Source organism: Kribbella catacumbae DSM 19601, assembly GCF_000372465.1.
GTDB classification, from domain to species: Bacteria; Actinomycetota; Actinomycetes; order Propionibacteriales; family Kribbellaceae; genus Kribbella; species Kribbella catacumbae.
The window spans coordinates 82419-108343 of record NZ_AQUZ01000011.1 but is presented as its reverse complement, the minus strand read 5'-3'; the positions used below and the strand labels follow the sequence as shown (position 1 = coordinate 108343).

Annotated in this window: 22 protein-coding genes; 9 read left to right on the top strand and 13 right to left on the bottom strand. The window is 68.6% G+C overall.

What is annotated here, in order from left to right:
* Window positions 1–149: 149 nt before the first annotated feature.
* Complete coding sequence (locus A3ES_RS0114110) at window positions 150–1196, bottom strand: LacI family DNA-binding transcriptional regulator (RefSeq protein WP_040454669.1); 1047 nt, start codon at window positions 1194–1196, stop codon at window positions 150–152.
* A 64-nt stretch (window positions 1197–1260) separates the two neighbouring features.
* On the opposite strand from A3ES_RS0114110, the gene A3ES_RS0114105 reads away from it, so the two are divergent.
* The gene (locus A3ES_RS0114105) at window positions 1261–4104 is read left to right on the top strand and encodes a substrate-binding domain-containing protein (protein WP_020387474.1); all 2844 of its coding nucleotides are present in this window, start codon (window positions 1261–1263) and stop codon (window positions 4102–4104) included.
* Window positions 4105–4214: 110 nt separating this feature from the next.
* On the opposite strand, the gene A3ES_RS0114100 is transcribed toward A3ES_RS0114105, so the two are convergent.
* On the bottom strand, window positions 4215–4700 hold the full coding sequence (locus A3ES_RS0114100) for a hypothetical protein (protein WP_020387473.1): 486 nt from the start codon (window positions 4698–4700) through the stop codon (window positions 4215–4217).
* 86 nt (window positions 4701–4786) lie between these two features.
* Here A3ES_RS0114100 and A3ES_RS0114095 point away from each other — a divergent pair, with 86 nt between their 5' ends.
* Together A3ES_RS0114095 and A3ES_RS0114090 are read left to right on the top strand one after the other, a co-directional pair.
* The gene (locus tag A3ES_RS0114095; RefSeq protein ID WP_020387472.1) at window positions 4787–5560 is read left to right on the top strand and encodes an S-methyl-5'-thioadenosine phosphorylase; all 774 of its coding nucleotides are present in this window, start codon (window positions 4787–4789) and stop codon (window positions 5558–5560) included.
* On the top strand, window positions 5560–6570 hold the full coding sequence (locus A3ES_RS0114090; protein ID WP_020387471.1) for an NAD-dependent epimerase/dehydratase family protein: 1011 nt from the start codon (window positions 5560–5562) through the stop codon (window positions 6568–6570). Before A3ES_RS0114095 ends, A3ES_RS0114090 begins: the two co-directional genes overlap by 1 nt.
* Before the next feature lie 81 nt (window positions 6571–6651).
* Here A3ES_RS0114090 and A3ES_RS0114085 read toward each other — a convergent pair whose 3' ends face one another.
* Window positions 6652–7794, bottom strand: a complete 1143-nt coding sequence (locus tag A3ES_RS0114085; protein WP_020387470.1) for a sensor histidine kinase — start codon at window positions 7792–7794, stop codon at window positions 6652–6654.
* Window positions 7791–8489 (bottom strand): response regulator transcription factor, encoded by a 699-nt coding sequence (locus A3ES_RS0114080; RefSeq protein WP_040454667.1) that lies wholly within the window; start codon window positions 8487–8489, stop codon window positions 7791–7793. Before A3ES_RS0114080 ends, A3ES_RS0114085 begins: the two co-directional genes overlap by 4 nt.
* Window positions 8490–8611: 122 nt before the next feature.
* Between A3ES_RS0114080 and A3ES_RS0114075 the strand changes: the two genes are divergently transcribed.
* Genes A3ES_RS0114075 through A3ES_RS0114060 form a run of 4 tightly spaced genes read left to right on the top strand, consistent with a single transcriptional unit; the run spans window position 8612 to window position 12862 of the window.
* Window positions 8612–9271 (top strand): glycosyltransferase family 2 protein, encoded by a 660-nt coding sequence (locus tag A3ES_RS0114075; protein ID WP_020387468.1) that lies wholly within the window; start codon window positions 8612–8614, stop codon window positions 9269–9271.
* Window positions 9268–10545: a DUF2064 domain-containing protein gene (locus tag A3ES_RS55485; protein ID WP_020387467.1), complete on the top strand. Its 1278-nt coding sequence runs from the start codon at window positions 9268–9270 to the stop codon at window positions 10543–10545. The genes A3ES_RS0114075 and A3ES_RS55485 overlap by 4 nt, the downstream gene beginning before the upstream one ends.
* Window positions 10545–11999: an MptA/MptB family glycosyltransferase gene (locus tag A3ES_RS47165; protein WP_083933442.1), complete on the top strand. Its 1455-nt coding sequence runs from the start codon at window positions 10545–10547 to the stop codon at window positions 11997–11999. The genes A3ES_RS55485 and A3ES_RS47165 overlap by 1 nt, the downstream gene beginning before the upstream one ends.
* 5 nt (window positions 12000–12004) lie before the next feature.
* Window positions 12005–12862, top strand: coding sequence for an ATP-grasp domain-containing protein (locus A3ES_RS0114060; RefSeq protein WP_020387465.1), 858 nt, complete (start codon window positions 12005–12007; stop codon window positions 12860–12862).
* On the opposite strand, the gene A3ES_RS0114055 is transcribed toward A3ES_RS0114060, so the two are convergent.
* On the bottom strand, window positions 12859–13656 hold the full coding sequence (locus A3ES_RS0114055) for a class I SAM-dependent methyltransferase (RefSeq protein ID WP_020387464.1): 798 nt from the start codon (window positions 13654–13656) through the stop codon (window positions 12859–12861). The two genes, A3ES_RS0114060 and A3ES_RS0114055, sit on opposite strands and share 4 nt — an antisense overlap.
* An 87-nt stretch (window positions 13657–13743) precedes the next feature.
* Between A3ES_RS0114055 and A3ES_RS0114050 the strand changes: the two genes are divergently transcribed.
* Window positions 13744–14676, top strand: a complete 933-nt coding sequence (locus A3ES_RS0114050; protein ID WP_020387463.1) for a threonine/serine dehydratase family protein — start codon at window positions 13744–13746, stop codon at window positions 14674–14676.
* Here the strand turns inward: A3ES_RS0114050 and A3ES_RS0114045 are convergent.
* The 8 genes from A3ES_RS0114045 to A3ES_RS0114010 form a co-directional block, all read right to left on the bottom strand.
* Entirely contained in the window at window positions 14673–16130 is a 1458-nt protein-coding gene (locus A3ES_RS0114045) for a glycosyltransferase family 87 protein (RefSeq protein ID WP_020387462.1), read from the bottom strand. The two genes, A3ES_RS0114050 and A3ES_RS0114045, sit on opposite strands and share 4 nt — an antisense overlap.
* 80 nt (window positions 16131–16210) lie before the next feature.
* Window positions 16211–16942, bottom strand: coding sequence for an alpha/beta fold hydrolase (locus tag A3ES_RS47160; RefSeq protein WP_202806504.1), 732 nt, complete (start codon window positions 16940–16942; stop codon window positions 16211–16213).
* A 234-nt stretch (window positions 16943–17176) separates the two neighbouring features.
* Window positions 17177–17998 (bottom strand): bifunctional allantoicase/(S)-ureidoglycine aminohydrolase, encoded by an 822-nt coding sequence (locus tag A3ES_RS0114035; protein WP_020387460.1) that lies wholly within the window; start codon window positions 17996–17998, stop codon window positions 17177–17179.
* Window positions 17995–19338 (bottom strand): allantoinase AllB, encoded by a 1344-nt coding sequence (gene allB / locus A3ES_RS0114030; protein ID WP_020387459.1) that lies wholly within the window; start codon window positions 19336–19338, stop codon window positions 17995–17997. The genes A3ES_RS0114035 and allB overlap by 4 nt, the downstream gene beginning before the upstream one ends.
* 22 nt (window positions 19339–19360) lie before the next feature.
* Window positions 19361–20503 carry a glycerate kinase gene (locus A3ES_RS0114025; RefSeq protein ID WP_237744951.1) on the bottom strand — a complete coding sequence of 381 codons (1143 nt, stop codon included), beginning with the start codon at window positions 20501–20503 and terminating at the stop codon, window positions 19361–19363.
* A gap of 53 nt (window positions 20504–20556) precedes the next feature.
* A complete protein-coding gene (gene gcl / locus A3ES_RS0114020) occupies window positions 20557–22344 on the bottom strand; it encodes a glyoxylate carboligase (protein WP_026162851.1) in 1788 nt (595 codons plus the stop codon).
* Complete coding sequence (locus A3ES_RS0114015) at window positions 22344–23228, bottom strand: 2-hydroxy-3-oxopropionate reductase (RefSeq protein ID WP_020387456.1); 885 nt, start codon at window positions 23226–23228, stop codon at window positions 22344–22346. Before A3ES_RS0114015 ends, gcl begins: the two co-directional genes overlap by 1 nt.
* Window positions 23229–23238: 10 nt before the next feature.
* Window positions 23239–24063 (bottom strand): hydroxypyruvate isomerase family protein, encoded by an 825-nt coding sequence (locus A3ES_RS0114010; protein ID WP_020387455.1) that lies wholly within the window; start codon window positions 24061–24063, stop codon window positions 23239–23241.
* A 243-nt stretch (window positions 24064–24306) separates the two neighbouring features.
* Between A3ES_RS0114010 and A3ES_RS55030 the strand changes: the two genes are divergently transcribed.
* Entirely contained in the window at window positions 24307–25839 is a 1533-nt protein-coding gene (locus A3ES_RS55030; RefSeq protein WP_020387454.1) for a PucR family transcriptional regulator, read from the top strand.
* Window positions 25840–25925: the final 86 nt, after the last annotated feature.

The following is a 25925-nucleotide window of genomic DNA, read 5'->3' as shown; positions in this document are numbered from 1 at the left end:
GTGCCGGTCCCACCAGGAGGCCCAGGCACGAGCCGCCTCGCACAATCCGGGGCGGCTCCGGCGAACCTCACATGCGGCGATGTGCGCCCGGGATGGGGTTAAACGTTTAGGACAACGCCGCGTTACCGCATCGTGACCATGGGATGGCGTCAGCGGGAACGAGGCGCGGTACTGCCGCGCACTGCGACGCCGCCGATCGGCTCTATCCAGCTGTACTCCGGCTGCCCGTCGAGCACCGCCAGTACCGCCCGCCCCACTGCGGTTCCGAGCTCGCCGGATGGCAGCGGCAGTGCCGTGATCGACGGCGTCGCGAGCCGGCACAGGGCCGAATCGCTGCCCGCAACGATCGACAGATCCCACGGCACCTGCAGGCCGAGCCGCCGCGCGACGTCGAGTGCGGCCACCGCCATCTGGTCGGAGTCGAGCACGATGACCGACGGCGGCGACGGCGCTGTCAGCAGCCGCCGGGTGGTCGCGGCCGCCTCTTCGGCGGTCGCGTTCGTGGCCTCGTGGATCAGCGTGCCACCGACCGCATCGAGCACCCGGGTGAGCACTTCCAGCCGCAGCCGAGTGCGATGCAGGGCCGCCGGAGCAGTCACGGCAGCGACTTCACGATGACCGAGTTCCACCAGGTACGTGCCGACTCGCGAATACGCCTCATCCTCGTCGAGCCAGACCGACGCCAACCCCGGGCAGACGCTCGGCGGCGCCAGTACGACGGCCGGCGCGCGCATCCGCCGCAAGGCGTCCACCCGCGGATCCTGGGTTAGCGCGTCGGTCACGATCATCACGTCGAAGCGGCGCTCGGCCCACCATTTGCGGTACGTCGCGACGGCGGCCTCGGCGGAGTCGACGATCTGCAGCAGCAGGGCGAATCCGCGCTCGGCCACCACATCCTGCACGGCGGAGACGAAGTCGAGGAACGAGGTCGCGTGGACCGCGGCTCCTGTCTCCCGAGTTAGCACCAGACCGGCCGCGCGCGGACCGGTTCGCAGCGATCGCGCCGCCGCGTTCGGCCGCCACCCGAACTCGTCCGCGATCCGCAGTACCCGCTCCCGGGTGGCCGCCGAAACCCCGGGACGGCCGTTGAGCGCATACGAAACGACCGCGATCGACACCCCGGCGGCCCGGGCGACATCGGTGATCGTGGGGCGGCGCGCGGGCGATCCGGGACTGTCGCTGGCAGGTGGTACCACAATTACCTAGTGTGTCGGCCGGTACGTCTTTGCGCATCGGCTCGGCTCTGATCGAGGGGAATGCATGGGTGGGATCTGGCGCGGCGGCACGACCGCACGAAAGACCATCGGGGTGCTGTCGCCCGTGGTCGGCGGGTTCTACTTCGGTGCGCTGATCGCCGGAGTTTCGCGCGCGGCACGCCGGGCTGGGCACAGCGTGGTCGCAGTACAGACCTATCCCGCCGGGCTGGATCGCGAGCGGTATCCGGACGAGCCGTTGCTCGAGGTTCCCGTCGCGCTCGATGCCGTCGACGGCCTCATCGTCATCGTCAAGGCAGTTCGGCACGACCGGCTGGCCTCCGTGCAGGAGTGGGGCCGCCCGGTCGTGATGATCAGCGAGGACCAGACCAGCATCCCCACTCCGCTGGTGGTTCCGGACAACGCCGGGGGCGTGTACGCCGCTTTGCAGCACCTGATCGAGCACGGGCACACCCGGATCGGTTTCATCGGCAGCCCGTTGCAGCGCGACATCCGGGAGCGGTACGACGCCTACCGGACGGCGCTCGCCGAGCACGGGATCAAGCCCGAGCCGGGGTGGTTCTCCGAGACAGTCGACAACCACGAGCAAGGAGGCTCCGAAGCGGCGGCACGGCTCCTGGCCGACGGCCTGCCCACGACCGCAACGATCGCGGCGACGGACCGGAACGCGGTCGGCTTCATCCGGGCACTGCGGGCTGCCGGCCTCGTGCTGCCGCGGGATCAGGCCGTCATCGGGTTCGACCGGACCGAGACCGGCGCCCGGCTGGTACCGCGGCTGTCGACCGTCGATCCGCACAACGACCGAGTCGGCGGGCTCGCGGTGAAGTTGCTGCTCGCCCGCCTGCGCGGCGAGGAAGTGGCCGCCGGGGAGTACCGCGCGCCGTCGACGCTGGTGATCCGGGAGTCCTGCGGATGTGGCGAGTCGACGGCCCAGCCCGACGCCGACACCGACGATCCGCTGTTCGAGATCTACGGCTCCACCCAGGCGCGATCGCGGCTGCGCCGGCTGTCCGACACTGGCTTCGGCGGACGGTCCGCCGCGATCGGCAGTTTCCGCTCGGGCGACGACGAGGCCCGCAGGAGTTGGCTCCATGCGGTCGTCGCTCCGCTCACCGCTGCCGCCGAGCGCGGCTCCGTACCGGCGGCGGTGTCGCTCGGCCGGCTCGCCGATCTGACCTCCGCTCGGCGGCCATACCCGGAAGCGCTCGAACAGTTCGTCGCCGCGATCCGGGATCTGGAAACCGAACTGATGAGCACCTTGCCGCCCGGCTCCGACCGGTTGCCGACGCTGCGCCGGGTCACGACCGACATCCTGCTCGCGCTGACCAAGGGCTGCACCCGGCCGATGCTCGCGCGCAGCGGCTACCTGGAGCGGACGATCGCCGACCAGTACGAGGTCGACATGGACCTGCTGCGCGGCAAGGGGCCGAGCCCGCGCGCCCTCACCTGGCTTCCGCGGGCCGGCCGTGGCGCCGCCTGCCTCGGGTTGTGGGTCGGCCACTCTTCTGGCGATCGGGAGATCGAGATCGTTGGCGTCAACGACACCTCCGGGATGCTGTCGCGCCTGATCGGCACTCGCACCCCAGCCAGCCAGTTCCCGCCCGCGGCACTGACCCGGGCCGGGAGCATCGGCAGCAGCGATCTCACCTTGGTCCTCCCGGTGACGTTCGGCGGAAGCGACTGGGGGCTGCTGGCGATCGACGGCACTGTGGACACCCGGATGACGAGCGGCCGGGACAAGTACAACCACTGGGCGGCGCTGCTAGCGGTGGCACTGGACCAGGAGCGGCTGATGTCGTCGTTGCGCGACCAGCGCCTGGCGCTGGAGGAGGCGGCGGCGCGCGAGCGAGCGCTCGCCGACACCATTCGCGCTAGCGAAGAGCGGTACGCGCTCGCCTCGATGGCGGCCCAGGACGGCACCTGGGACTGGGACGTCTCGGCCGGCACGGTCTACTACTCGCCGAGGTGGAAGCAGACGCTGGGCTACAGCGAGGAAGAGATCGGCTCGTCCCCCACCGAGTGGCTCGACCGCGTGCATCCGGACGACCGGAGCGAACTGTCGGCCGCGATCGCCGCCCAGCTTGGCGGCGCCCGTACTCCGCTGGAACTCGAGCACCGGGTGCGGACCTCGTCCGGCGACTACCGGTGGATGATGTGCCGCGCTGTGACCGTTCTGGACGATGCCGGCTGTCCGGCCCGCCTTGTCGGTGCCTTGGTCGACATGACCGAGCGGAAGGAACAGGAACTCGCCCTGCGCCGCAACGCCTTGCGTGATCCGGAGACCGGGCTGGTCAACCGGATGCTCTTCCTTGATCGGCTTGGCGCTGCCATCAATCGGACCCGGCGCTCGCAGGACTACGACTGCGCGGTCGTCCTGCTACGCGTCGTGCCTGGTCCTGATCAGCAAGTCGCTGACCAGCATGCCCTGGATGAGGACGCCGTGGATCAGCATGCGCCGGACGATCATCCGGTGCGCGACGATCCCGCCTTCGTCGAGGTACGGCGTGAGGTCGAGGTACGGCGTGAGGTCGAGGTACGGCGTGAGGTCGAGGTACGGCGGGAGGTCGTCCGGCGGCTGCGGCAGGTGCTGGCTGATGGGGATTCCGCGGCGCGCCTGCGGCAGGACGAGTTCGCGGTCCTGCTGGAGGACATCGGCCCCGACGCGGCACGGATCGATGAGCTGGTCGACTCGGTGCAGTCCGAGCCCGACGTCGGAATAGCGGTCGGGGTGCTGCCGAGCATCAAGCGCTTCCGGGACGCGGATGCGGCACTGCGCGGCGCCGACATCGCCTTGCTGCGGGCCCAGACGCAGCCCCAGCACCGCTCCCCGGGCTCCCCGACTAGCCAGTCGCCAGGTAATCCGGCAGGCCGAAGCGTTCGAAGTCGGTGAGCTCGAACGCAGTCAGCTCCGCGATCAACCCGTCCTCGATCCGGAAGACGTCGAAGCCGAAAGGGCGGTAGACGGGTACCGCTCCGCCTGCTCCGCGAAGGTCTCCTCCACTAGCTGCCGTCCTCCAGTTCTATCGTGCTGGGCATCGGGGCGTGGCCCGCCAGCCGGAACCAGGTGACGAACCGGCGGCGCCGCAACTCCCGGGTCGACACCACGATGTCGTTGTGGAACCGCCTGGCCAACTGGACCCGCCGCATCGCAGTACCGAGCTCTGCGGCCCAGGGCTCGACGTCAGTGCCGGTCACCCCGATCGCACGGGTCAACGCCGACTCGGATCGCTCCCGCTCGTCGCTGTTCGCAGTACGGGCTCGGTGTGCTGCGTCTAGCAACAGCAACGAGGAGGCGGGGTCCAGTACGCCGCTGCCGGCCAACTCGGAGACCAGGGCCGAGCGGCGGGTCAGCTCAGTCTCGAGGGAGGCGCGGGCGGTGGCGACGCGATGGTGCAGGCGGTCAAGGCGGCCTGCGGTCCAGCTGCAGTAGACGCCGAGCAGGAGCAGCAGTACTCCCACCAGGAAGAGCGTCCACGAGACCGTCACACGCCCATTCGACCATCGATTACGGAGCGCTGACGGTCCGGGCGGATCGGGTAGCGGTCGGGCCGAGTGCTTCTAGGGTCGATGACATGGCAGAAATCGGAGTGATCGGCGGGTCAGGCTTCTACTCGTTCCTGTCCGGGGCGCGGCCCGTCGAGGTCGAGACGCCGTACGGGTTGCCGAGCGAACCGCCCCTGGTCGGCGAGGTGAACGGACGCGAGGTCGCCTTCATCCCACGGCACGGCGCGGACCATCGCTTCCCGCCGCACCGGGTCAACTACCGCGCCAACCTGTGGGCCCTGCGTCACCTCGGTGTGCGGCAGGTGCTTGGGCCGTGCGCTGTCGGCTCACTACGCGCGTCGCTGACGCCGGGGACGATGCTGGTCCCCGACCAGTACGTCGACCGGACGTGGGGACGCGAGCACACCGTGTACGACGAGGCGCCGGTCGTCCACGTCTCCCCCGCCGACCCGTACTGCGCCGTCGGCCGCAGTACTGTCCTTGCTGTAGGCAAGGATGTGGTTGCCGACGGCACCATGGTGGTGATCAACGGGCCGCGCTTCTCCACCCGCGCGGAGTCCCAGTGGTACGCCGCTCAGGGCTGGTCGGTGGTCGGCATGACGGGTGCGCCGGAAGCGTCGATCGCGCGTGAGCTAGCCCTCTGCTACACCTCGATCGCGGTGGTCACCGATCACGACGCGGGTGTTGCCGTCGGCGAAGGCGTCACCCAGGAAGAGGTTTTCGCGGTCTTCGAGCGCAGTATCGGCCGCTTGAAAGACCTGCTGACCGAGGCGATCGGCCAGCTCCCGAAGCCCGAGGCCGACTGCACCTGCCGGCATGCGTTGGACGGTATGGACCTCTGATGAAAATCCTGCTCACCGGCGGCGCCGGCTTCATCGGACGGCACGTGCATGCCGAGCTGGTGGCGGATGGTCACGAGGTCCGCGTTCTCGATTCGCTGAGACCCGATGTGCATCAGGAGAAGCCGGAGATCGACAACCTGATCGTCGCGGACATCCGCGACGGCGAGGCGGTGGATCTCGCGTTGCGTGGCGTCGACGCCGTCGTCCATCTGGCGGCGAAAGTCGGGCTGGGTGTCGATCTCGACGACATGGACGACTACGTCAGCACCAACAGCCTCGGCACGGCCGTCCTCCTTCGCCAACTGGGTCAGGTGCGGCGGCTGATCTATGCGAGCTCGATGGTTGTCTATGGCGAGGGCTCCTACGAATGCGACCTGCACGGCGCCGTGGCACCCGGACCCCGCAGGATCGAGGACCTCGAGGCGGGTCGGTTCGAGCCACCTTGCCCGATCTGCTCGGCGCCACTGCGCCCTGGCCTGGTCAGCGAGGACGCGCCAACCGATCCGCGGAACACCTATGCCGCCACCAAGCTCCATGGCGAGCATTTGGCCGCGACGTGGGCCAGAGAAACGGGCGGTCGGGTCGCCGCCCTCCGCTTCCACAATGTCTACGGGCCAGGCATGCCCCGCAATACGCCGTACGCCGGAGTCGCGGCTATCTTTCGCTCTGCATTGGAACGCGGCGAGGCTCCCCAGGTCTATGAAGACGGCGGCCAGCGGCGAGATTTCATTCATGTCAGCGATATAGCCACGGCGGTCTCGGCCGCGACGACTGCTGACGGCGCTCAGTTCACCGCTTACAACGTGGGGAGCGGGATGGTCCGCACGATCGGTGATCTTGCGGCTGAGTTGTCCCGGGGGTATGACGGTCCGGCGCCTGTGGTCACGGGGGCGTTTCGGCTCGGCGACGTTCGGCATATCACCGCTTCGTCGGAACGTCTGCGCGACGAGCTGGGTTGGAAACCCACCTACGACCTCGCGGCTGGCGTGGCCGATTTGCTCAGGACCTGAACCGCGACCCAGTGGCCACGGTGAGCCGGCCTTGCCGGAGCATGCGACGCAGGAGCGAACAGCGGAGGGTGTGTGGCCGTTTCAGGAGGCGGTGGTTACAGGTGGCAGCTCTATCTCGAAGGCGCAGCCACCCTCAACGTTAGCCACCGCGATGCTGCCCTCGTGGGATTCGACCACCCCGCGGGCGATCGCCAAGCCCAACCCGCCCCCAGTGCTGTTCGAGGACGGTGTCCGTTGCTTGTCACCCCGCCAGCCGATGTCGAAGACCCGTGCCAGATCATCAGCGGGGATGCCACCACAGCCGTCCGTCACCGCCAGCCGCACCCGCCCGTCCTCCTCGCGATCCACCGTCAGCTTCACCGTCCCACCACGTTCGGTATGACGGATCGCATTGCCCACCAGGTTCGTCACCGCGCGCGTCAACTCGTCCGCGTCACCGTGCACCGCCAGCCGATCGTCGTCACCAGGCGTCGACACAGTCAGCGCCACCCCTTCCGACCGGGCGTGCTCGCAGCTCTCCCCCACCACGTCCTCAGCCAGCTCACGCAAGCTGACAGCGGCCCGCCGACGTGGCGGTGGCGCCGCCGACAATCGCGACAGCTCAAACAGGTCGTCCACCAGCCCGGTCATCCGATCGACCGTCGTCCGCATCTGCCGCAGCGCTCCCGGCACATCGTCGACAACACCGTCTTCCAGCCCCTCCGACACCGCCCGCAGCCCGGCGAGCGGAGTACGGAGGTCGTGGGACATGAAGGCGACCAGTTCGCGCCGGCTTGCTTCCAAGGCGCGCTCGCGTTCGCGTGATGCCGCCAGCCGCTGGCGCGTCATCTCCAGCTCGTCGGTGATCGCCGCCAGTTCGGCCGGCACGTTGCTGCTGCCCGCCACCGGCTCGTACGACGTACCGAGGTGGCGCAGGCGGCGCCCGACGTCGCGTGAGCCGGCGCTGATCCAGTGCCCGAGCAGCACCGACATCGCCAATCCCAGCAGGCCGGAGAACGCCAGTGTCCACAGCACGACGAGCGAGTCGTGGGCCGAGATGAACATCGCCTGGACGCTCTGAGTCACCGCGGCCAGAGCGGCCAGCATCGGCACCAGGCCGGCCACGATCATCGTGAGCCGCAGCGACTTGCGGCGGAACCGCCACAGGATCGCCCCACCGAGCAGCCCGACCACCAGCGTCCACCCGGCGGTGATCGCGAAGATCGTGACCTGATCGCGGTTCATTCGGCGTCACCCGCGAAGCGATAGCCGGTCCGCGGCACGGTCAGCACGAGCTGCGGGTCGGACGGATCCGCCTCGATCTTCTCCCGCAGCCGGCGGACGTGCACGGTCACCGTCGACGAGTCCCCGAAGTCCCAGCCCCAGACCCGCCGCAACAGCTCGGCCTTCGTATAAGCCTTGCCCGGATGCGAAACCAGGAACGCCAGCAGGTCGAACTCCCGATGCGTCAACGACAGCTCGACACCGTCCAGCATCGCGATCCGGGCGGCTGTGTCCACGGTGATCGGACCGGCGCTCAGCTTGGTCGGCGTGAGATCCAGCCCGGCCAGCCGCTCCTCCCGGCGCAACATCGCCTGCACGCGCAGGGTCAGTTCGCGCGGGCTGAACGGCTTGACCACGTAGTCGTCCGCGCCGAACTCCAGCCCGACCAGGCGATCCTCTTCCTCACCCCGCGCCGACAGCATGATCACCGCCGCGCCGTCATCGGCAGCGCGCATCCGGCGCAGTACCTCCAGTCCGGACACCCCGGGAAGCATCACGTCCAGTACGACGACCGACGGCTTCCACTGCTGCCAGACCTCGACCGCTGTCACGCCGTCGGCGACCACGCGGGCGTCGTACCCGGCCTTGGTCAGGTACGCCGAGACGACGTTCGACACGGTCGGGTCGTCGTCCACCACGAGCACACGAGTAGCCACAGCCCGAGCGTAGATCTTCCGTACGGCCGAAAGCGCGACCTAGCGCGGTCCGGAGTGGGACGTAAGCGAGCGGTATTCGCTCTGGGCCCCGGTAGAGCGCAGTTACTCCCTACCGTCGAAGAGTGGCCGTTGCCGAAGTCGATCTCATCCTCCCGTGCCTCAACGAGGCCGCCGCGCTGCCATGGGTGCTCGGGCGGCTCCCGGACGGCGTACGGGCTGTTGTCGCCGACAACGGCTCCACTGACGGCTCTGCCGAGATCGCTGCCAGCCTCGGAGCACTAGTGGTGCCCTGCAAGCTCCGCGGGTACGGCGCTGCGTGCCATGCCGGTCTAGAGGCCAGTACTGCGCCAGTAGTCGCCTTCCTCGATGCAGACGCGTCTCTAGACCCACAGCAGCTCGTACGGGTGACTGCGCCGGTCCTGGCCGGCCAGATCGACCTCATGCTCGGCAGGCGACGCCCCGTGTCGCGCAGTGTGTGGCCGTGGCACCTGCGGCTCGCCAATGCCGAGTTGTCGCGGCGCATACGGCGCCGTACCGGAGTACTGCTTCGCGACCTAGGTCCGATGCGGGCAGCGAGGCGGGAGGCCTTGCTGGGCTTGGACCTCCGGGACCGCCGCTCCGGCTACCCAGTGGAGACGGTGGTGAAGGCGGCCGACGCAGGCTGGCGGATCGCGGAGGTCGACGTGGACTACCTGCCACGCTCCGGCCGCTCCAAGGTCACCGGTACGCCGCTAGGCGCCGCGCGGGCCGTCCTGGACATGTCGAAGGTCCTGTCAGCATGACGGCCGACACCCTGATCGTGATCGCGAAGGAGCCGGTCGCGGGCCGGGTGAAGACGCGGCTGCAGACCGGGTTCACCCCGGCGGAGGCGGCAGCGCTCGCCCGCGCCTCCTTGGCCGACACGCTCGCGGCGGTCCGTTCCACCCCGGTACGCCGGTACGTGCTGGCGCTGGAGGGCCGAGCCGGGCCATGGCTGCCGAACGGGTTCCACGTCGTCGCGCAACGGGGTGACGGTCTCGCCACGCGACTCGCGGGTGCCTTCGAGGATGCGTACGACGGTGGGCCGATGCTCTTGGTCGGGATGGACACTCCCCAGCTCACCAGGGAGTTGTTGTCGGTCGATTGGGCCGGGCATGACGCAATACTGGGGTTGACCGAGGACGGGGGCTACTGGTGCCTCGGGTTGCGTGAACCGGACCGGCGGGCGCTGGTCGGCGTACCGATGTCTACTGATCACACCGGCGCCGATCAGCTGGCACGGCTGCGGCTGCTCGGGTACAAGGTGCTGCTGTTGCCGACGCTGCGGGACATGGACACACCGGACGATGCCGCGGCATTGGCGGCGTTGTTCCCTGCTTTGCGGGTGTCGCGGTTGCATCGGCGGTTGCAGCACTCGGCGCCACCGGGGCTGTTGTTCGAGAAGGCTCTGGGTGGGGCGCGGGTAGTTGCTACTGGCATCGATGGGCGGTGGGTGTCGTCGTTGTGCGAGGTCGATCGCTGGCAGGCTCCGGCCGATGACGTGGACCGGTTGGCGCTGAGTCGGTGCGAGGGTCCGGTGCTCGACATCGGCTGCGGGCCTGGGCGGATCGTGACGGCGCTGGCGGAGCGCGGGATTCCGGCCCTTGGGGTGGACATCTCCGCGGAGGCCGTCGCGCTGACGACGAACCGTGGTGCGCCGGCTCTGCGACGGCCCGTGCAGGAGCCGCTGCCGGGTGAAGGACGCTGGGGCAGCGTCCTGCTGATGGACGGCAACATCGGCATCGGTGGAGCACCCGAGCTGCTTCTAAAACGCTGCGCCGAGCTGGTCCGTCCGGACGGCCTGGTGCTCGTCGAGGTCGACCCCGACGACGACCTGGACGACACCGCCCCGATCATCCTCCACGGCGACAGCGGCCGCCGCTCAAAACCCTTGCCCTGGGCAAGAGTAGGAACCCAGGCAGTACTACGCCACGCACTAGCCGCCGACCTCCTCGCCACCGAAGACTGGCGAACCCCCCACCGAGCCTTCCTAACCTTCCGCCGCTCCCCCGCCACCCCACTCGCCCAGGCCTACTGATGCGGGCTTCACAGCGACTTTGGGCACGGGCCAGTCGCCTGGCTGGCGGATGGGCGGCTGGCCGGTGCCCAAAGTGGCGATTGGGGGTGGGTGGGGTTGTTGCTAGTGGGGTTTCGGTGGGGGTGATCGCGGCAGAGCGGGGTGGGTGGTGGCCGAATCTTGTTCTGCTTGCTGGGTGCGGGGTGGTCGGCGGCGTGGGGTGGCTGGTGACGCGGAGGCCTGTGGGCAAGCGAGCGGTGCTGACGGTGGTGGCAATAGCAGCTGCTTGTCAGGTGCCAGGGCTTCTAGCCGCGCCGATCACCAGCACCGACTCCTACCGGTACGTCTGGGATGGGCGAGTGCAGCTAGCGGGCAGTTCGCCGTACTCGCATGTGCCGCTTGCGGACGAGCTGGCCAGGCTGCGCGACCCCGTGCTGTTCCCCGGTCTGTCGCCAGCCGACCGCTCAGGGATCACCGGACGACCGCAGCTCCCGCACGACTCGGCAGCCGTCGCCGCTCTCTCGGCCGACGATCCGCGGACCAAGATCAACCGCCCGCGAGTCCCGACCATCTACCCGCCGGTCGCCCAGGCCTACTTCTCCGCGATAGCCCTCGTCACCCCATGGTCCGCGGGCACCTTCGGACTCCAAGTAGCCGCCGCGGCACTCGCCGTCGCACTGACCGCGCTCCTCGCCCTCGAACTCAGACGCCTCAACCGCGATCCACGCTGGGCCCTGCTGTGGGGTTGGTCACCGATCGTGGCGTTGGAAGCCGCCAACGCCGCCCACGTCGACGTACTCGCGGCCCTCCTCGTAGCAGCCGCCGTCATCCTCGCCGCTCGCCGTCGGCCAGTACTCGCCGGCCTCCTCCTCGGCGCCGCGGCCGCCACCAAACTCCTCCCCCTCCTGCTGCTCCCAGCCTTCACCGCAGTACGCCGCCGCGACCTCCGTACGCCGTTGGTTGCCGTCGGCACCTTCGTCGCGAGCTACCTCCCGCATCTCCTCGCGGCAGGCACCCTCGTGATCGGCTTCCTCCCCGGCTATCTGACCCAGGAAGGCTTCTCCGACGGCAGCTCCCGCTCGGCGATTCTCGCGCTGGTACTGCCTCCTGAGGCCCGCCAGCTCGCTGCCGGACTACTCGCCGTGACACTGGCAGTCCTCGCGCTCCACCGCCACGGCCGCGAGCCGATCGCCGTGACGTGCTGCTGGCTGTACGGCGCCGCGCTGCTGATCACCACGCCCACCTACCCGTGGTACGGGCTGCCCCTGATCGCCCTGGCCGTCCTGGCCGGCCGGTTCGAGTGGATCGCAGTACCGCTGGCCTCGTACCTCGCCTACGCCAGCTTCGGGCACGAGACCCGCCAGGGCCTGATCTACGTCGCAGCCGCCGTCATCGTCGTCACCGCGATCACCGTGCGTCACCGTCCGACGCCTGGGAACCGGTTTGACGAACTGATCGGGGCACGCCAACACTGATCCGCGTGAGTCCTCGAATCGCACTGGCGAACTCCGCCGACCACGCGGAGCTGCACCCGCATGACCTGCCGCTCGCGGCTGCCCTCCAGACCGCCGGCCTCGAGCCGGTAGCCGAGGTGTGGACCGACCCGTCGGTCGACTGGTCCTCCTACGACGCGGTGCTGCTGCGTTCCGTGTGGGACTACCACCGCCGGTACCTCGAGTTCGCCGAGTGGCTGGACCAACTCGACAAGGCCGGCGTACCGGTGATCAACGACAGCGAGCTGATCCGCTGGAACGCCGACAAGCGCTACCTGCTGGAGCTGCGCGAGCGGGGCGTCGCGATCGTGCCGTCCCAGGTGGCGGCGGGCGCGTGCCTGCGCGAGGTCGTCGCCGGGCTGGACGGCCAGGAGATCGTCATCAAGCCGACCGTCAGCGCGACCGCCCACCACACGGTCCGCGGTACTGCGGGCTCCGCCGAGCTCAGCCGCGCGATGGACGACCTGCCCGACAACGTCTACCTGGTGCAGCCGTTCCAGCCGGAGATCCAGACCGAGGGCGAGTGGTCGCTGATCTTCTTCGACGGCAAGTACAGCCACGCAGTCCTGAAGCGCCCGGCAGCTGGTGACTACCGGGTCCAGGACGACTTCGGCGGCAGCGCCCAGCTACAAACCCCTCCAGCAGCCATCCTGGAAGGCTCCACCGCAGCCCTCGCAGCAGCCAACACCCGCCGCTCCCCCGTCTACGCCCGCGTCGACGGCATCGTCAGCAACGGCCGCTACCTCCTGATGGAACTAGAACTGATCGAGCCCTACCTGTTCCTCCCCGAGTCCCCGGCCGCAGTCACCCGCTTCGCCACCGCGATAGCCAACCGCCTGGGCTAGCCCGGAGTCTTCCCTTCGCGGGTTCCGGTTAGGAGGGTGACGTCGATCTGCTCGTTGTATGGCGCGTGGCCTTCCAGGGCACGGCCGACCTGTTTGGCGAAGTACGAGCGTTGTTCTAATGGGGGTAGCAGGTTGACCGGGAGGGCGGAGTAGACGCCGCCGATGATGCGGTCGAGGTCCAGTACGTCGGTGTAGTGGAACTGGCTCCGCCCCACAGTGAAACCCGCGGCGGCCAGGCTGTCGGCGTACCGGGTGCGGCTGTCCTCGTCCGTTCCGCAGGTCGCCGTGACTTCGGAGTCGAGCCAGAGCTCCAGGTGGCGCCGCAGTGCGCGCGACCAGTCGCTGTCCTGGAGCCAGAGCGGCGTGCCGTTGGTGACGACGGCGACACCGCCGCCTGCCCGGAGCAGTGGGTGGAGTGCCTGGAACAAGGTGTCGTGGTCCATCCAGTGCAGCGCCTGGCCGATCGTGACCGCGCCGAGGCTCTCCTTGCCGAGCAGTGTGCTGAGCACGGACACGTCCGCGTCGGAGCCGACCATCCAGCTGAGGTTGCTCCGATCGGCTGCCACCCGGCGGGCTTCGGCGAGCATGTCGGGCTCCGGGTCCATGCCGATGACGGTCCTGACCCGGTCCGCGATCGGCAGCGCCAACTGTCCGGTGCCGCAGCCGAGATCGACGACGACATCGTCCAGCGTCAGCCCGAAAGCCTCGACCAGGCCGTCGATCACCTCGGCCGGGTACCCGCGCCGATAGCGCTGGTAAAAGCCGGCCACCTCACCTCCGAACCCCAAGTCCACGCCTCCACTCTGACAGCCCTGCCCGTACCGCGTCAGACGAACGCCGGAGCAATCTGGTTTCCCCCGCCGCCGACTACTGTCTGGGGTATGCCGAATCTCGAGGACATTCGCCTTGCCGCCGCCGGTTTGCAGGGGCGGATCCACCGCACCCCGATGGTCGAGTCGTCGGCACTCGACGAGCTCTTCGGCGGTCGGCTCACGCTGAAGGCCGAGCTGTTCCAGAAGACCGGGAGCTTCAAGGTCCGCGGGTTGCTCAACAAGACGCTCAACCTGACGGCTGAGGAGCAGGAGCGTGGCGTCATCACCGTCTCCGCGGGTAACGCGGCCGGCGCGCTCGCTTGGGCGGCGCGCGACGCCGGCGTACCGGCGACAGTGGTGATGGCGACGACCGCAGTACCGGCCAAGATCGCGGCTGCACGCGCGTACGGCGCTCAGGTGGAACTCGTCGAGGGCGACCTGATCGGCGCCTACGAGTCGATCCGGGACGAGCGGAAGCTGACCGGGGTGCATCCGTTCGACGACCTCGACGTGATCACCGGCCACGGCAGCCTCGGTCTGGAACTGCTCGAGGATCGCCCGGACATCGAGACCGTGCTCGTCCCGGTCGGCGGCGGCGGGCTGATCTCGGGCGTCGCGCTCGCGGTCAAGCTGCTCAAGCCCGGCATCCGCGTGATCGGCGTCGAGCCTGAGAACGCCGACGTCGTCAGCCGAAGCCTCGCGGCCGGCTCACCGCAGAAGCTGCCGACCGCGAAGAGCGTCGCCGACGGCCTGGCCGCTCCGGTTTGTGGCACGCACAATTACGCGATCATCGCCGAGTACGTCGACCAGGTGGTGCGGGTCAGCGAGAACGCTCTGGTCGAAGCCACGAAGCTCGTCATGTCCCGCACCAAGCTGGCTCTGGAGCCGGCCGCGGCTGCACCCTTCGCCGCCCTGCTCGAAGGCAAGCTCAAGCTGGGCGACGGCCTGACCGCGAGCGTGGTCAGCGGAGGCAACCTGGACGTCGCCAAGCTCGCCCTCTAAGCGTGTGCTGGATCCAGCTGACGCGGTGGTAGGTCTGACTTGACGCCGTCGCCCGGATCGTCGACGAGATCACCCTGCCGGACCGGGTCCTTCTCCGGCAGCAGGATGTCGCGGGCGACGACCAGCATCAGCCACAGTGTCCCGGCCATCCGCAGGACGACGGAGAGCCAGTAGATCTTGTCCGGCTGATCCGGCGTCCCCGGCACCAGGAACTGGGCCAGATGCAGCCACACCATCATCCAGTAGAAGCATTCGCAGGCCTGCCAGATCAGCCAGTCCCGCAGCTTCGGCCGGGCCAGCGCGACCAGCGGCAGCAACCACAGCACGTACTGCGGCGAGTACACCTTGTTGACCAGCAGGAACGCGGCGACCACCAGGAACGCCAGTTGCGCGAACCGCGGCGGCCGCGGTGCCATCAGGCCGAGGATCGCGATCGACAGGCACAGCCCGGCGAAGATCACGATGTTCAGCTGGTTGACGTCGGCGACCTCGTGCTTGGCCAGCTTCAGCACGTACCAGATCGAGCCGTAGTCGCTCTCGCGCTCGTCGTTGAAGACCCAGAACGACAGCCACTCGTTCTTCGCCAGCAGGTAGATGGGCGCGTTCACCAGGCCCCAACTGAAGGCCGTCGCCACGACGGCGAGGAACCACTGCCACAGCTTCCGGCCGCGTAGGCACACGATCAGCAACGGTCCGAGCAGCAGGAACGGATAGAACTTCGCCGCTGTCCCCAGCCCGAGCAGCAGGCCGAACCAGATCGGTTTGCCTCGCGACCACGCGTACATCGCGCCGGCGGTCAGTACGACGGCGAACAGGTCCCAGTTGATCGTGGAGGTGAAGGCCAGTACCGGTGCGGCAGCGACGTACAGGGCGAGCATCGGCTGGCCACGAGCCCCGCCGGACCGTTTGGCGATGCCGCGCGCCGTGGCCATCGTCAGGCCGACCAGGAGCAGTGCGCAGAGGAAGAGCATCGCGACGTTGACGACGAAGAAGACGCCGGCTGTGTCACGCTTCTGCTTCTCGGTCAGGTCCGTCTTGGGGTCGCCGGTGATCACCCAGGTGATCTGGGCCGCGGCCTCCATGAAGCCGCCGGTCAGTACCGGGTACTCCAGCACCGGGTAGTTGCCGGTGTCCAGGAACGGCCGATTACCCTCAGCGAAGCCACGCTCCTGGTAGAGGTAGCCGATGTCGGAGTAGCACAACGCCTTGAACGGGCGCCAGTTCTGCCGGTCCCAGCCGGCGTCCATACAGGGCGCCTTCTGCAGTACGCCGAGCGCGAAGGTGATCGTGCACACCGCGAGCGCGATCCGCAGCGGAGTCCACCAGGACGAGCTGAGCCGGGCGAACCTGCCAGTGGGACCGCCGAGGCCCACAGTCAGGCGCGCGACGGCCGGTTCGACCTCCGGCGGCCGGGGCTGCGAGTCCTGGGCACGTGGTGGCGTCACGGTGGCCATCGTCTCCTATCCGCTCGGCCGCCTGGCAGGCGGCGCCCGCCAGGTTACCCAGGTTGTCCAGCCTCATGCGGCATTGCGTCCTACCGCGCGCCCCTCAGCTCCCCCAGTACTGCGGCCGTCCGGGCCGGGTCCTCCCACCAGAACAGGTGGCCGGCGCCGTCGAAGAGCTCCAGGCGAGCGCCCGGGATCAGGCCGGCCAGGCGATGTCCGTTCACCACCGGGATGCCGGCGTCCGCAGTACCGTGCAGGACTGCTGTGGGCGTGCTGATCGCGCCCAGCCGGTCACCGGTGTCGTGGGCGAGCGCGGCCTGCCACTGCAGCTGGATCACGGGCACCGGCACCTTCACCGCCAGCGCACGGTTCTGGTAGATCTCGAAGGCCCCGGGCGTCTCGGCCGCGAAGCGCCGGGAGAAGTTCGCCTCGAAACTCGTTTTCGTCGCGTGGTCGGGGTCCCTGGTCGCGAACGCCTCGACCATCCGGCGGGACGTCTCCGACATCACCCCGTCCGGACCGCCCGCCCAGGTGCACCCGATCGCGAGCGCGCGGACCAGCCCCGGGTGGCGCAGGACGAGTTCCTGCGCCACCATCCCGCCGAGCGAGATCCCGAACACCAGCGCGTCGCTCCAGCCGAGCGACCTGATCACCGCGCCCGCGTCCTCGGCCAGATCGGCCGTGCTGAACGCCTCGTCCGCGCGATCGCCCCGTCCGATCCCCCGATGGTCGTACGCGACGATGTCGAAGTCGGGCTCCAGCAGGGTCAGCAACTCCTCGCCCCACATCGCGTGGTGGCCGCCCATCCCCTGGATCAGCAACAGCGGCGCACCCCGCCCGCGCCGCGCAAAATCCAGCCGGCGACCGCCGGCCCCTGTCAGGTAGTCGCCGCGCTATCCGGCCCCGCCCACTGCCCCACCATCGACGGCTTCACCGGCGCTGCCGGATCGCCACCACATCGCAACCCGACTCGGGCGCCGCGACACGCCGGGGAAAGCGCTTGCGGGGGGAGGTTCGGTAGTGGTGGCCGTCCGGGGCGGGTGCGTAGTACGGCGTCAGGTCAGGCGCGGCAGCTTGGCGTGGCGGTTTACGTCTTTGTAGAGGAGGTAGCGGAAGCGGGTGGGGCCGCCGGCGTAGCAAGCCTGGGGGCAGAAGGCTCGGAGCCAGAGGAAGTCGCCCTCCTGGACTTCGACCCAATCCTTGTTGAGCAGATAGACCGCTTTGCCTTCGAGGATGTAGATCCCGTGCTCCATCACGTGCGTCTCCGGGAACGGGATCACCCCACCGGGCTCGAAGGTGACGATGTTGACGTGCATGTCGTAGCGGACATCCAACGGGTCGACGAACCGCTGGGTGCGCCACCGCCCCTCGGTCCCCGGCATTTCGATGCCTTCGACATCGACCTCGTTGGTGACGAAGGCCTCCGGTACGTCGATGCCCTCCACCCGCTCGTAGGCCTTGCGGACGAAGTGGAACGACGCGACCCGATCGCTGGTGTTGCGCAACGTCCAGTCGGCGCCCGGAGGAAGGAACGCATAGCCGCCCGGCGTCAGCTCGTGCTTCTCACCGGCGATCGTCAGCACAAGGTTGCCGTCGACAACGAACAGCACGGCCTCCGCGCCAGGATCCGTCTCGGGCTTGTCGCTTCCACCGCCCGGAGCGACCTCCACGATGTACTGCGAAAACGTCTCCGCGAACCCCGACAACGGCCTGGCGATGACCCAAAGCCTGGTGTTCTCCCAGAACGGCAACTGGCTGGTGACGATGTCGCGCATCGTGCCGCGCGGCAGTACGGCGTACGACTCGGTGAAGACGGCACGGTCGGTGGTCAGCTCGGTCTGCGCGGGCAGCCCGCCCTTGGGGGCGTAGTAGTTCATGCTTCGTCTCCTCGGTTCAGCAGCCGGCCTCGCGGGTCGGCGAAGATGTCGATGGGCCGGCCGCGCAGCCAGGTACTGCGGACTGCGCCGGCGAGTGACCGTCCGGCGTACGGCGTGATGGCGTTCTTGTGGTGCAGCGCGTTGACATCCACCACGAACTCCTCGTCGGGTGCGAAGACGCAGAAGTCCGCGTCGTACCCGAGCTCGAGCCGGCCTTTGTGCGACAAGCCGGCCTGCGCCGCCGGCGCCTGGCACATCCAGCGGGCGACATCGACGAGGGTGAAGTCGCGGTCGCGCGCCTGCGTCCACACCGCGGGCAGACCGACCTGGAGCGAGGCGATGCCACCCCAGGCAGCGCCGAAGTCGCCGGTGTCCAGACGCTTGAGGTCCACGGTCGAGGGCGAGTGATCGGAGACCACCAAGTCGATCAGCCCGTCGCGCAAGCCCTGCCAGAGCAGCTCGCGGTTCGCGGCCTCGCGGATGGGTGGACAGCACTTGTACTGCGTTGCGCCGTCCGGGATCTCCTCGGCGGCGAAGCTCAAATAGTGCGGACAGGTCTCCGCCGTGATCCGCACACCGCTACTGCGAGCGCTGGCCAGCATCGGCAGGATGTCGGCGCTGGACACGTGCAGAATGTGCACGCGGCAACCGGTGCGCCGGGCGAGCTCGATCACTTGAGCCACTGCGGCGTTCTCTGCGTCGCGCGGGCGGGACTCCAGGAAGCGTCGGTAGCTTGCGCCATCGGGCGCGGGTGCGTTGTCGATGCGGTGGGCGTCTTCGGCGTGCACGATCAGCAGTCCGTCGAACGAGCTGAGCTCGCGCATCGCTGACTCGACCTCGGCCTGGTCAAGCGGCGGGAACTCGTCGACGCCTGAGTGCAACAGGAAGCACTTGAAGCCGAAGACGCCGGCTTCGTGCAGTGGCCTTAGCTCGGTGAGGTTCCCGGGAATCGCGCCGCCCCAGAAGCCGACGTCGACGTACGCCTGCGTTTGCGCCGTCTTTCGTTTCACGGCCAGAGCCGGTACGTCGCACGTCGGCGGGATGCTGTTGAGCGGCATGTCGATGATCGTCGTGACGCCACCGGCCGCGGCCGCCCGGGTCGCGCTGGTGAAGCCCTCCCAGTCGGTGCGGCCGGGATCGTTGACGTGCACGTGGGAATCGACCAGGCCGGGCAGCAGTACCTCGTCCTCGGCCAGTTCGACGAGCTGAGCGCTCTCCAGGGCGGCGTGATAGGGCTCGATGGCAACGATCCGGCCGTCCTTGACGCCGACGGCAGCGGGCAGCGCGCCCGCGGTACTGACCAGCCGGCGGGCCCGGATGACGAGGTCCAGCGCGGTCATGCGACGCCCCTCTCAGTTGGACTCATCGTAGGTCGGCCGCGATCTGTTCACCGAGTCGCCGCAGCAAGGGGACTGGATCGGCTATGCAACCCCGTACGTCTGGCTGGAGGTCGGTGAGCGCGTACGCCGCCGTTATCCCGGCCTTACTTAGCCGCTCGGGGCCGAGCAAATTGGTCCCACAAACAGCAACCACCGGTACTCCGACCGCGTTGGCAGCCGCAGCCACCCCAGCCACCGCTTTGCCACGCAGAGTCTGCTCGTCAAGCGCCCCTTCACCGGTAACAACAAGATCCACGCCCACAAGCCGCTCCCGAAACCCAACCAGCCCCAACACCAACTCGATGCCTGGCCGCAACTCCGCCCCCAACAACGCAAGCGCCGCAAACCCCACTCCCCCAGCCGCCCCAGCTCCCGCCACATCGCGAAAGTCCAGCCCGCTCTCACCGAGCACCGCGGGTACGGCGCGGCGAGTCGCGCTGGCCACGAGGTCGGCCCAGTGAGTGAGCGCGGTGTCGAGCTCTTTGACCTGTGCGGCGTCCGCGCCCTTCTGGGGGCCGTACGTCGGTGCTGCGCCGGCTGGGCCTGTTAGCGGGTTGTCTACATCGCAGGCGACGATGATCTCCACGCCCTTAATTCGGTCGTGGAGTGCGGTGACATCGAGGTACTCCGCCGTGAGCAGCGCAGCGCCGCCCTCGGTGACTTCCTCACCGTGCGCGTCGAGCAGCCTGGCGCCGAGCGCGCGGACCAGACCGGCGCCTCCGTCGGTGCTAGCGCTGCCTCCGATCCCCAGGATCACCTTCGTACAGCCGCTGTCGATCGCCGCAGCCATCACCTCGCCCGCGCCGCGTGACGTCGCCGTCATCGGAGCCGCCTTGCCACCCGGCAACCGAACCAGCCCGGAAACATCAGCCAGCTCGACAACCGCGACCTCACCGCGCCGGGCAAATCCACTCTCCACCGGCTCACCGGTCGGCCCACTAGCTACCACCGGAACCAACTCGAATCCCGCGGCAACAACAGCCGCCAGAGTCCCGTCCCCGCCATCCGCCACCGGCACCGCACCAACAACAGCATTGGGCCGCACCCGGCGCACACCATCCCCCACCGCAGCAGCTACCTCGTCACTCCTGAGCGTCCCCTTGAACTTGTCCGAGGCAACAATCACCCGCCACCCCGCCCCACGCTTCGCGAGGGGCGGGGTCAGAGGAGGAGCCCCCATCAGCCTGCGCCCACAACCGCGGCTGGGATCGCGGTGGGTGCGTCTTCTGGGGTTTCGGCCAGGGCTTCGAATTCGATGATGGTGTTGAGTTCGGTGCCCATGGAGACGTTGGTTACTCGTTCCAGGATGATTTCGACGACGACCGGGACCTGGAATTCGACCATCAGCTTCTTGGCCTGTTCGAGGGCCGGGAGGATCTCGGCTGGTTCGGTGACGCGTAGCGCCTTGCAGCCGAGGCCTTCCGTCACCTTGACGTGGTCTACGCCGTAGCCGTTCAGCTCGGGAGTGTTGAGGTTTTCGAAGGACAGCTGCACGCAGTAGTCCATCTCCAACCCACGCTGTGCCTGCCGGATCAACCCGAGGTACGAGTTGTTCACGACCACGTGGATATACGGGATGTTGAACTGCGCCCCGACCGCCAGCTCCTCGATCAGGAACTGGAAGTCGTAGTCACCCGACAGCGCCACGACCGTACTGTCCGGATCCGCCACCGCGACCCCCAGCGTCGCCGGCACCGTCCACCCCAGCGGACCCGCCTGCCCCGCATTGATCCAATGCCGCGGCCGATACACATGCAGCATCTGCGCGGCCTGGATCTGCGACAACCCGATCGTGCTGACATAGCGAGTCTCGGGACCGAACGCGCGGTTCATCTCCTCATAGACCCGCTGCGGCTTGATCGGCACGTTCTCGAAGTGCGTCTTCCGCTGCAGCGTCGTCCGCCGCTCGCGGCACTCCGAAACCCAAGCCGACCGATCAGCCAGCCTGTCCTCAGCAGCCCACTCCTTGGCGACCTCGACAAAAACCTCGAGCGCGGCGCGAGCATCGGACACGATGCTGTACTCCGGCGCAAGCACCCGGCCGATCTGAGTCGGCTCGATGTCGACATGCACAAACCTGCGACCTTCGGTGTACGCCGCGATCGACCCCGTATGCCGGTTGGCCCACCGATTGCCGATGCCGAGCACGAAATCCGACGCCAGCATCGTCGCGTTCCCGTACGGATGCGAGGTCTGCAACCCGACCATCCCGGCCATCAGCCGATGATCATCCGGGATCGCACCCCACCCCATCAGAGTCGGTACGACGGGCACCCCGACCAGCTCAGCAAACTCGACCAGCAGCTCAGCCGCATCCGCGTTGATCACCCCGCCACCCGCGACAATCAACGGCCGCTCAGCGTCGTCGAGGAAGGCAAGCGCCTTCTCCGCCTGAGCCCGAGTCGCGGCCGGCCTGGCCACCGGCAGCGGCTCATACGTCTCGATGTCGAAGTCGATCTCGGCCAACTGAACGTCGATCGGCAGGTCGACGAGCACCGGCCCCGGCCGCCCCTCACGCATCACGTGAAAAGCCTTCTGGAACGTCCCCGGGACCTGCGCCGCCTCCATCACCGTGACGGCCCACTTGGCGACCGGCTTGGCGATCGACGAGATGTCGACCGCTTGGAAGTCCTCCTTGTGCAGCTTGGCCACCGGCGCCTGGCCGGTGATGCACAGGATCGGGATGGAGTCAGCCGAAGCGGAGTACAGGCCGGTGATCATGTCGGTGCCGGCCGGACCCGACGTACCGATGCAGATGCCGATGTTGCCTGCCTTGGCGCGGGTGTACCCCTCGGCCATGTGCGAGGCAGCCTCGACGTGGCGAGCCAGGACGTGCTTGATCCCGCCGTGCTTCCTCATCGCGCTGTAGAAGGGGTTGATCGCGGCACCGGGCAGACCGAAGGCCTGGGTGGCACCCTCCTTCTCCAGGATCAGTACTGCGGCGTCGACCGCGCGCATGCGTGCCATCAGTCCGACGCCTTTCCGGACAGACGCTCCACGCCGCGGAGCAGAGCGGAGTGGTCGAGGCCGCCGTCGCCGTTCGTACGGGCCGAAGCGACCAGCTGAGCCACCAGCGCACCGAGCGGTACGACAACACCCGCCTCGCGAGCGGCGGCCGTGACGATGCCCATGTCCTTGTGGTGCAGATCGATCCGGAAGCCCGGCTGGAAGGAGCGCGACAGCATGTTCTCCTTCTTCTGGTTCAGCACCGCCGAACCAGCCAGCCCACCACCGAGTACTTCGAGGGCAGCCTTGGTGTCCACGCCGTAAGCCTCGAGGAAGATCACTGCCTCGGCCACCGCTTGGATGTTGGCGGCAACGATCAACTGGTTCGCGGCCTTGACCGTCTGGCCCGAACCACTCGGACCAACGTGCACGACGGTCTTTCCGACCACGTCGAACAGCGGCTTGGCGACGGCGAAGTCGTCCGCCTCGCCGCCGACCATGATCGACAGCGCGGCATTCTTCGCACCGGCCTCGCCACCCGAGACGGGAGCGTCGAGCATCCGGAAGCCGAGCGCCCGCGCCTGCTCGGCGAGCTGCTGGGTGACATCCGGGCGGATGCTGGAGAAGTCGACGATCAGCGTGCCGGTCTCGGCCAGCTGGAAGACGCCGTCGTCCGCGTTGAGAACCTGCTGCACGTCAGGCGAGTCGGGCACCATCACGCAGATCACGTCGGCGCCCTTGACCGCGTCAGCGAGCGAAATCGTACCCCGGCCGCCGGCGTCGACGAGTGCTCGATAGCGCTCGGGGCTGCGGTCGAAGCCGGCGACACTGTGGCCGGCATTGGCGAGGTGGACGGCCATCGGGTTGCCCATGATGCCGAGCCCGATGAAGGCAATATTCGTCACGTTCTGTCTCCTAAGAGGTAGCGGACCGGCGCTCGCGCGGCAGCCAGCGGAAGCTTTCGTCAGTGGTGGTGGACGGCTTGTACTCCAGGGCGGCCCAGCCGGCGTAGCCATTGGCCGCGAGGGCGGCGAGCTGAGCGTCGAGCGGGAGCGTCCCCGTACCTGGCTCGTTGCGGCCGGGCGAGTCGGCGATCTGGACATGGGCGATCCGGTCGGTGTGCTCGGCGATCACCCGGTAGACGTCGTCGCCGTTGACCGCGAGGTGGTACAGGTCGGCGAGCAGCCCGAGATTCTGTACGCCGTACGACGCCTGCACCCGGTCGATGACGCTCAGCACGTCGGCAGCGGTCCGGAGCGGATAGCGCTCAGCTCCGCTGACCGGCTCCACCAGCACGGTCGCGCCGATCCGGGCGGCGGCCTTGGCTGCCAGCCCGAGGTTCTCGGCGGCGAGCTCGTCCTGCTCGCCCGCTGAATGGATCTCGTCGCGGTTGCCGTAGAGGGCGTTGAAGGCCCGGCAGCCGAGCAGTTCGCCGATGCCGACCACCACCTCGATGTTGTCCCGGAACTCGCCGTAGCGCTTCGGCCAGGACACCAGGCCGCGGTCACCGCCAGGCATGTCGCCGGCGAAGAAGTTGAGCCCCACCAGTTGCACGCCGGCGTCCTCGATCGCGGTCACGAACGCATCGACGTCGTGATCCGACGGGACCGTCTCGGCGAACGGCCACCAGAACTCGACGGCCCCGAATCCGGCCTGCTTGGCGGCCGCCGGGCGCTCCAGCAGCGGGAGCTCGGTGAACAGGATCGAGCAGTTCACCGCGTAGCGCAGCGGGTGGCTCATGACATCCTTCTCTCGTTATTCCGCATTGTGGAAACTTGTTTCTGTGATGCGAAATGACCATAAGATGCGTCCGAGGCAGCCGTCAAGCACGGGCCGCAGAGCCCGATCAGGCCTGATCGGTGCCCGGACGGACAGTCCGCGCGCGGGGGCACGCGTTGTAGGCGCGCGTGCTCGCGTTGTACGTTCCTCCAAGGACCGGCAGGATCGCTGTCGGGGGTCCCCGCATCGGTCAGAGGAGATGCCGTGCTGCTCTCGGAGCTGTTCGACGCGCCTGAGCTAGGGCTTCACCTGCTGCATGCGGCGCGCGGCGCGTACGACCGCCCGATCGGCCGGCTGGTCACCACCGACCTGCTCGAACCGGGCAACTACCTCAACGGCGGCGAACTGGTTCTCACCGGTCTGGTCTGGCGTCGCAGCCCGGCGGACAGCGAGACCTTCGTGGCCTCGATGGCCGCCCGCGGAGCCACCACGATCCTCGCCGGCAAGGCGTTGCTCGGCACGATCCCGGACGACCTGCTCGAGGCCTGCCGCCGGCACGAGGTCACGCTCGTCGAGGTGCCCACGGAGGTCGCCTTCGCGGACGTCACCGAGTACGTCGCGGCCGCGGGATCCGCCGACACCGGAGCCCGGTTGTCCGCGAGTCTCGTGCGCCAGCGCCAGTTGCTCTCGGCAATCGCCTCCGGTCGCAGCCTCGACGAGCTGACCGCCCGGATCTCCGCCGAGATCGGGCACGACTGCCGGGTGATCACCTCGACCGGCAGGCACGTAGTACCGGGTCCTGGGCCGTTGGACGACGACACTCTCGACGCGATCTCCCGGCGGTTCCTCACGGCCGAGCGCACGCCTGCTGTCGCCGACGCCGGCGGTGCGTCGTACAGCCTGTTCCCGGTCGGATCAGGCCTGGGCAACCGGCTCACCGCCTGGCTGCTGGTGATCGAGGGCGACCACGCTCAGTGGCCCCGCGCTCATGTCGAAGCCGTGCAGGAGTTGTGCGCCATCGCCGCGCTCGACCGGGTACGCCGGGACGAGGGTCGGCTGGCGTTGCGGCCCTTGGTTGCAGACGCGTTGGCACTGGTCGAATCAGGCGGTCCGCAGGCCGAAGTCGCCACCCGGTTAAGGCAGGCCGGTGTGCACTCGGAGCGGCGGATGGCCGTCGCCGTCGCCGAACTGCGGGACGACGGGCCGGTCGAGATCGCTCTGACGGTGTTCGAGGACGTCGCACTCACGGTCGGCCCGGCAGTGGTCGCGGCGGGGCGAGACGGCTTGCTGGTCGCGTTGCTGCCGTCGTCGCCCGAGCTCCCGAATCTCCTGCGCCGGGCATTCGGACGGCTCTCCCCCGGCCTGTCCCGGGCGCGACTCGCGGTCGGCCTCAGCGGCGAGACCGCCATCGACGCGCTGACCGGCGCGCTGGAGGAAGCGCGGTTTGCCCAGCGGGCCGCATTGGCCGGTAGTACAAGGGTTTCCGTCGTGACTTCGGACGAGGTCGCATCGCATGTTCTGCTGCTCGCGACAGTGCCTGACGACGTACGGCGTACGTATGCGCACCGGGTGCTCGGGCCGGTGCTCGAGCACGATCGCCGGACCCGCGCCGACCTCATCGCGACCCTGCAGGAATTCCTCGCGTGGTCGGGCTCGTGGTCACGAACCGCCGAGGCCCTGCACCTGCACGTCAACACGGTCCGGTACCGGATCGAACGCATCGAGCAACTGACCGGTCGCGATCTGTCGCAGTTCGAGGACCGGGTCGACGTCTTCCTGGCCCTCAAGTCGCTCTGAGGCTCGCGCTTTGGAGGATCCTCCAAATCCGGCCCACTGCGAGTGGGCGAAGTTCAGAGGTTTCTCGGGTGCAATCGGTCCCTTCC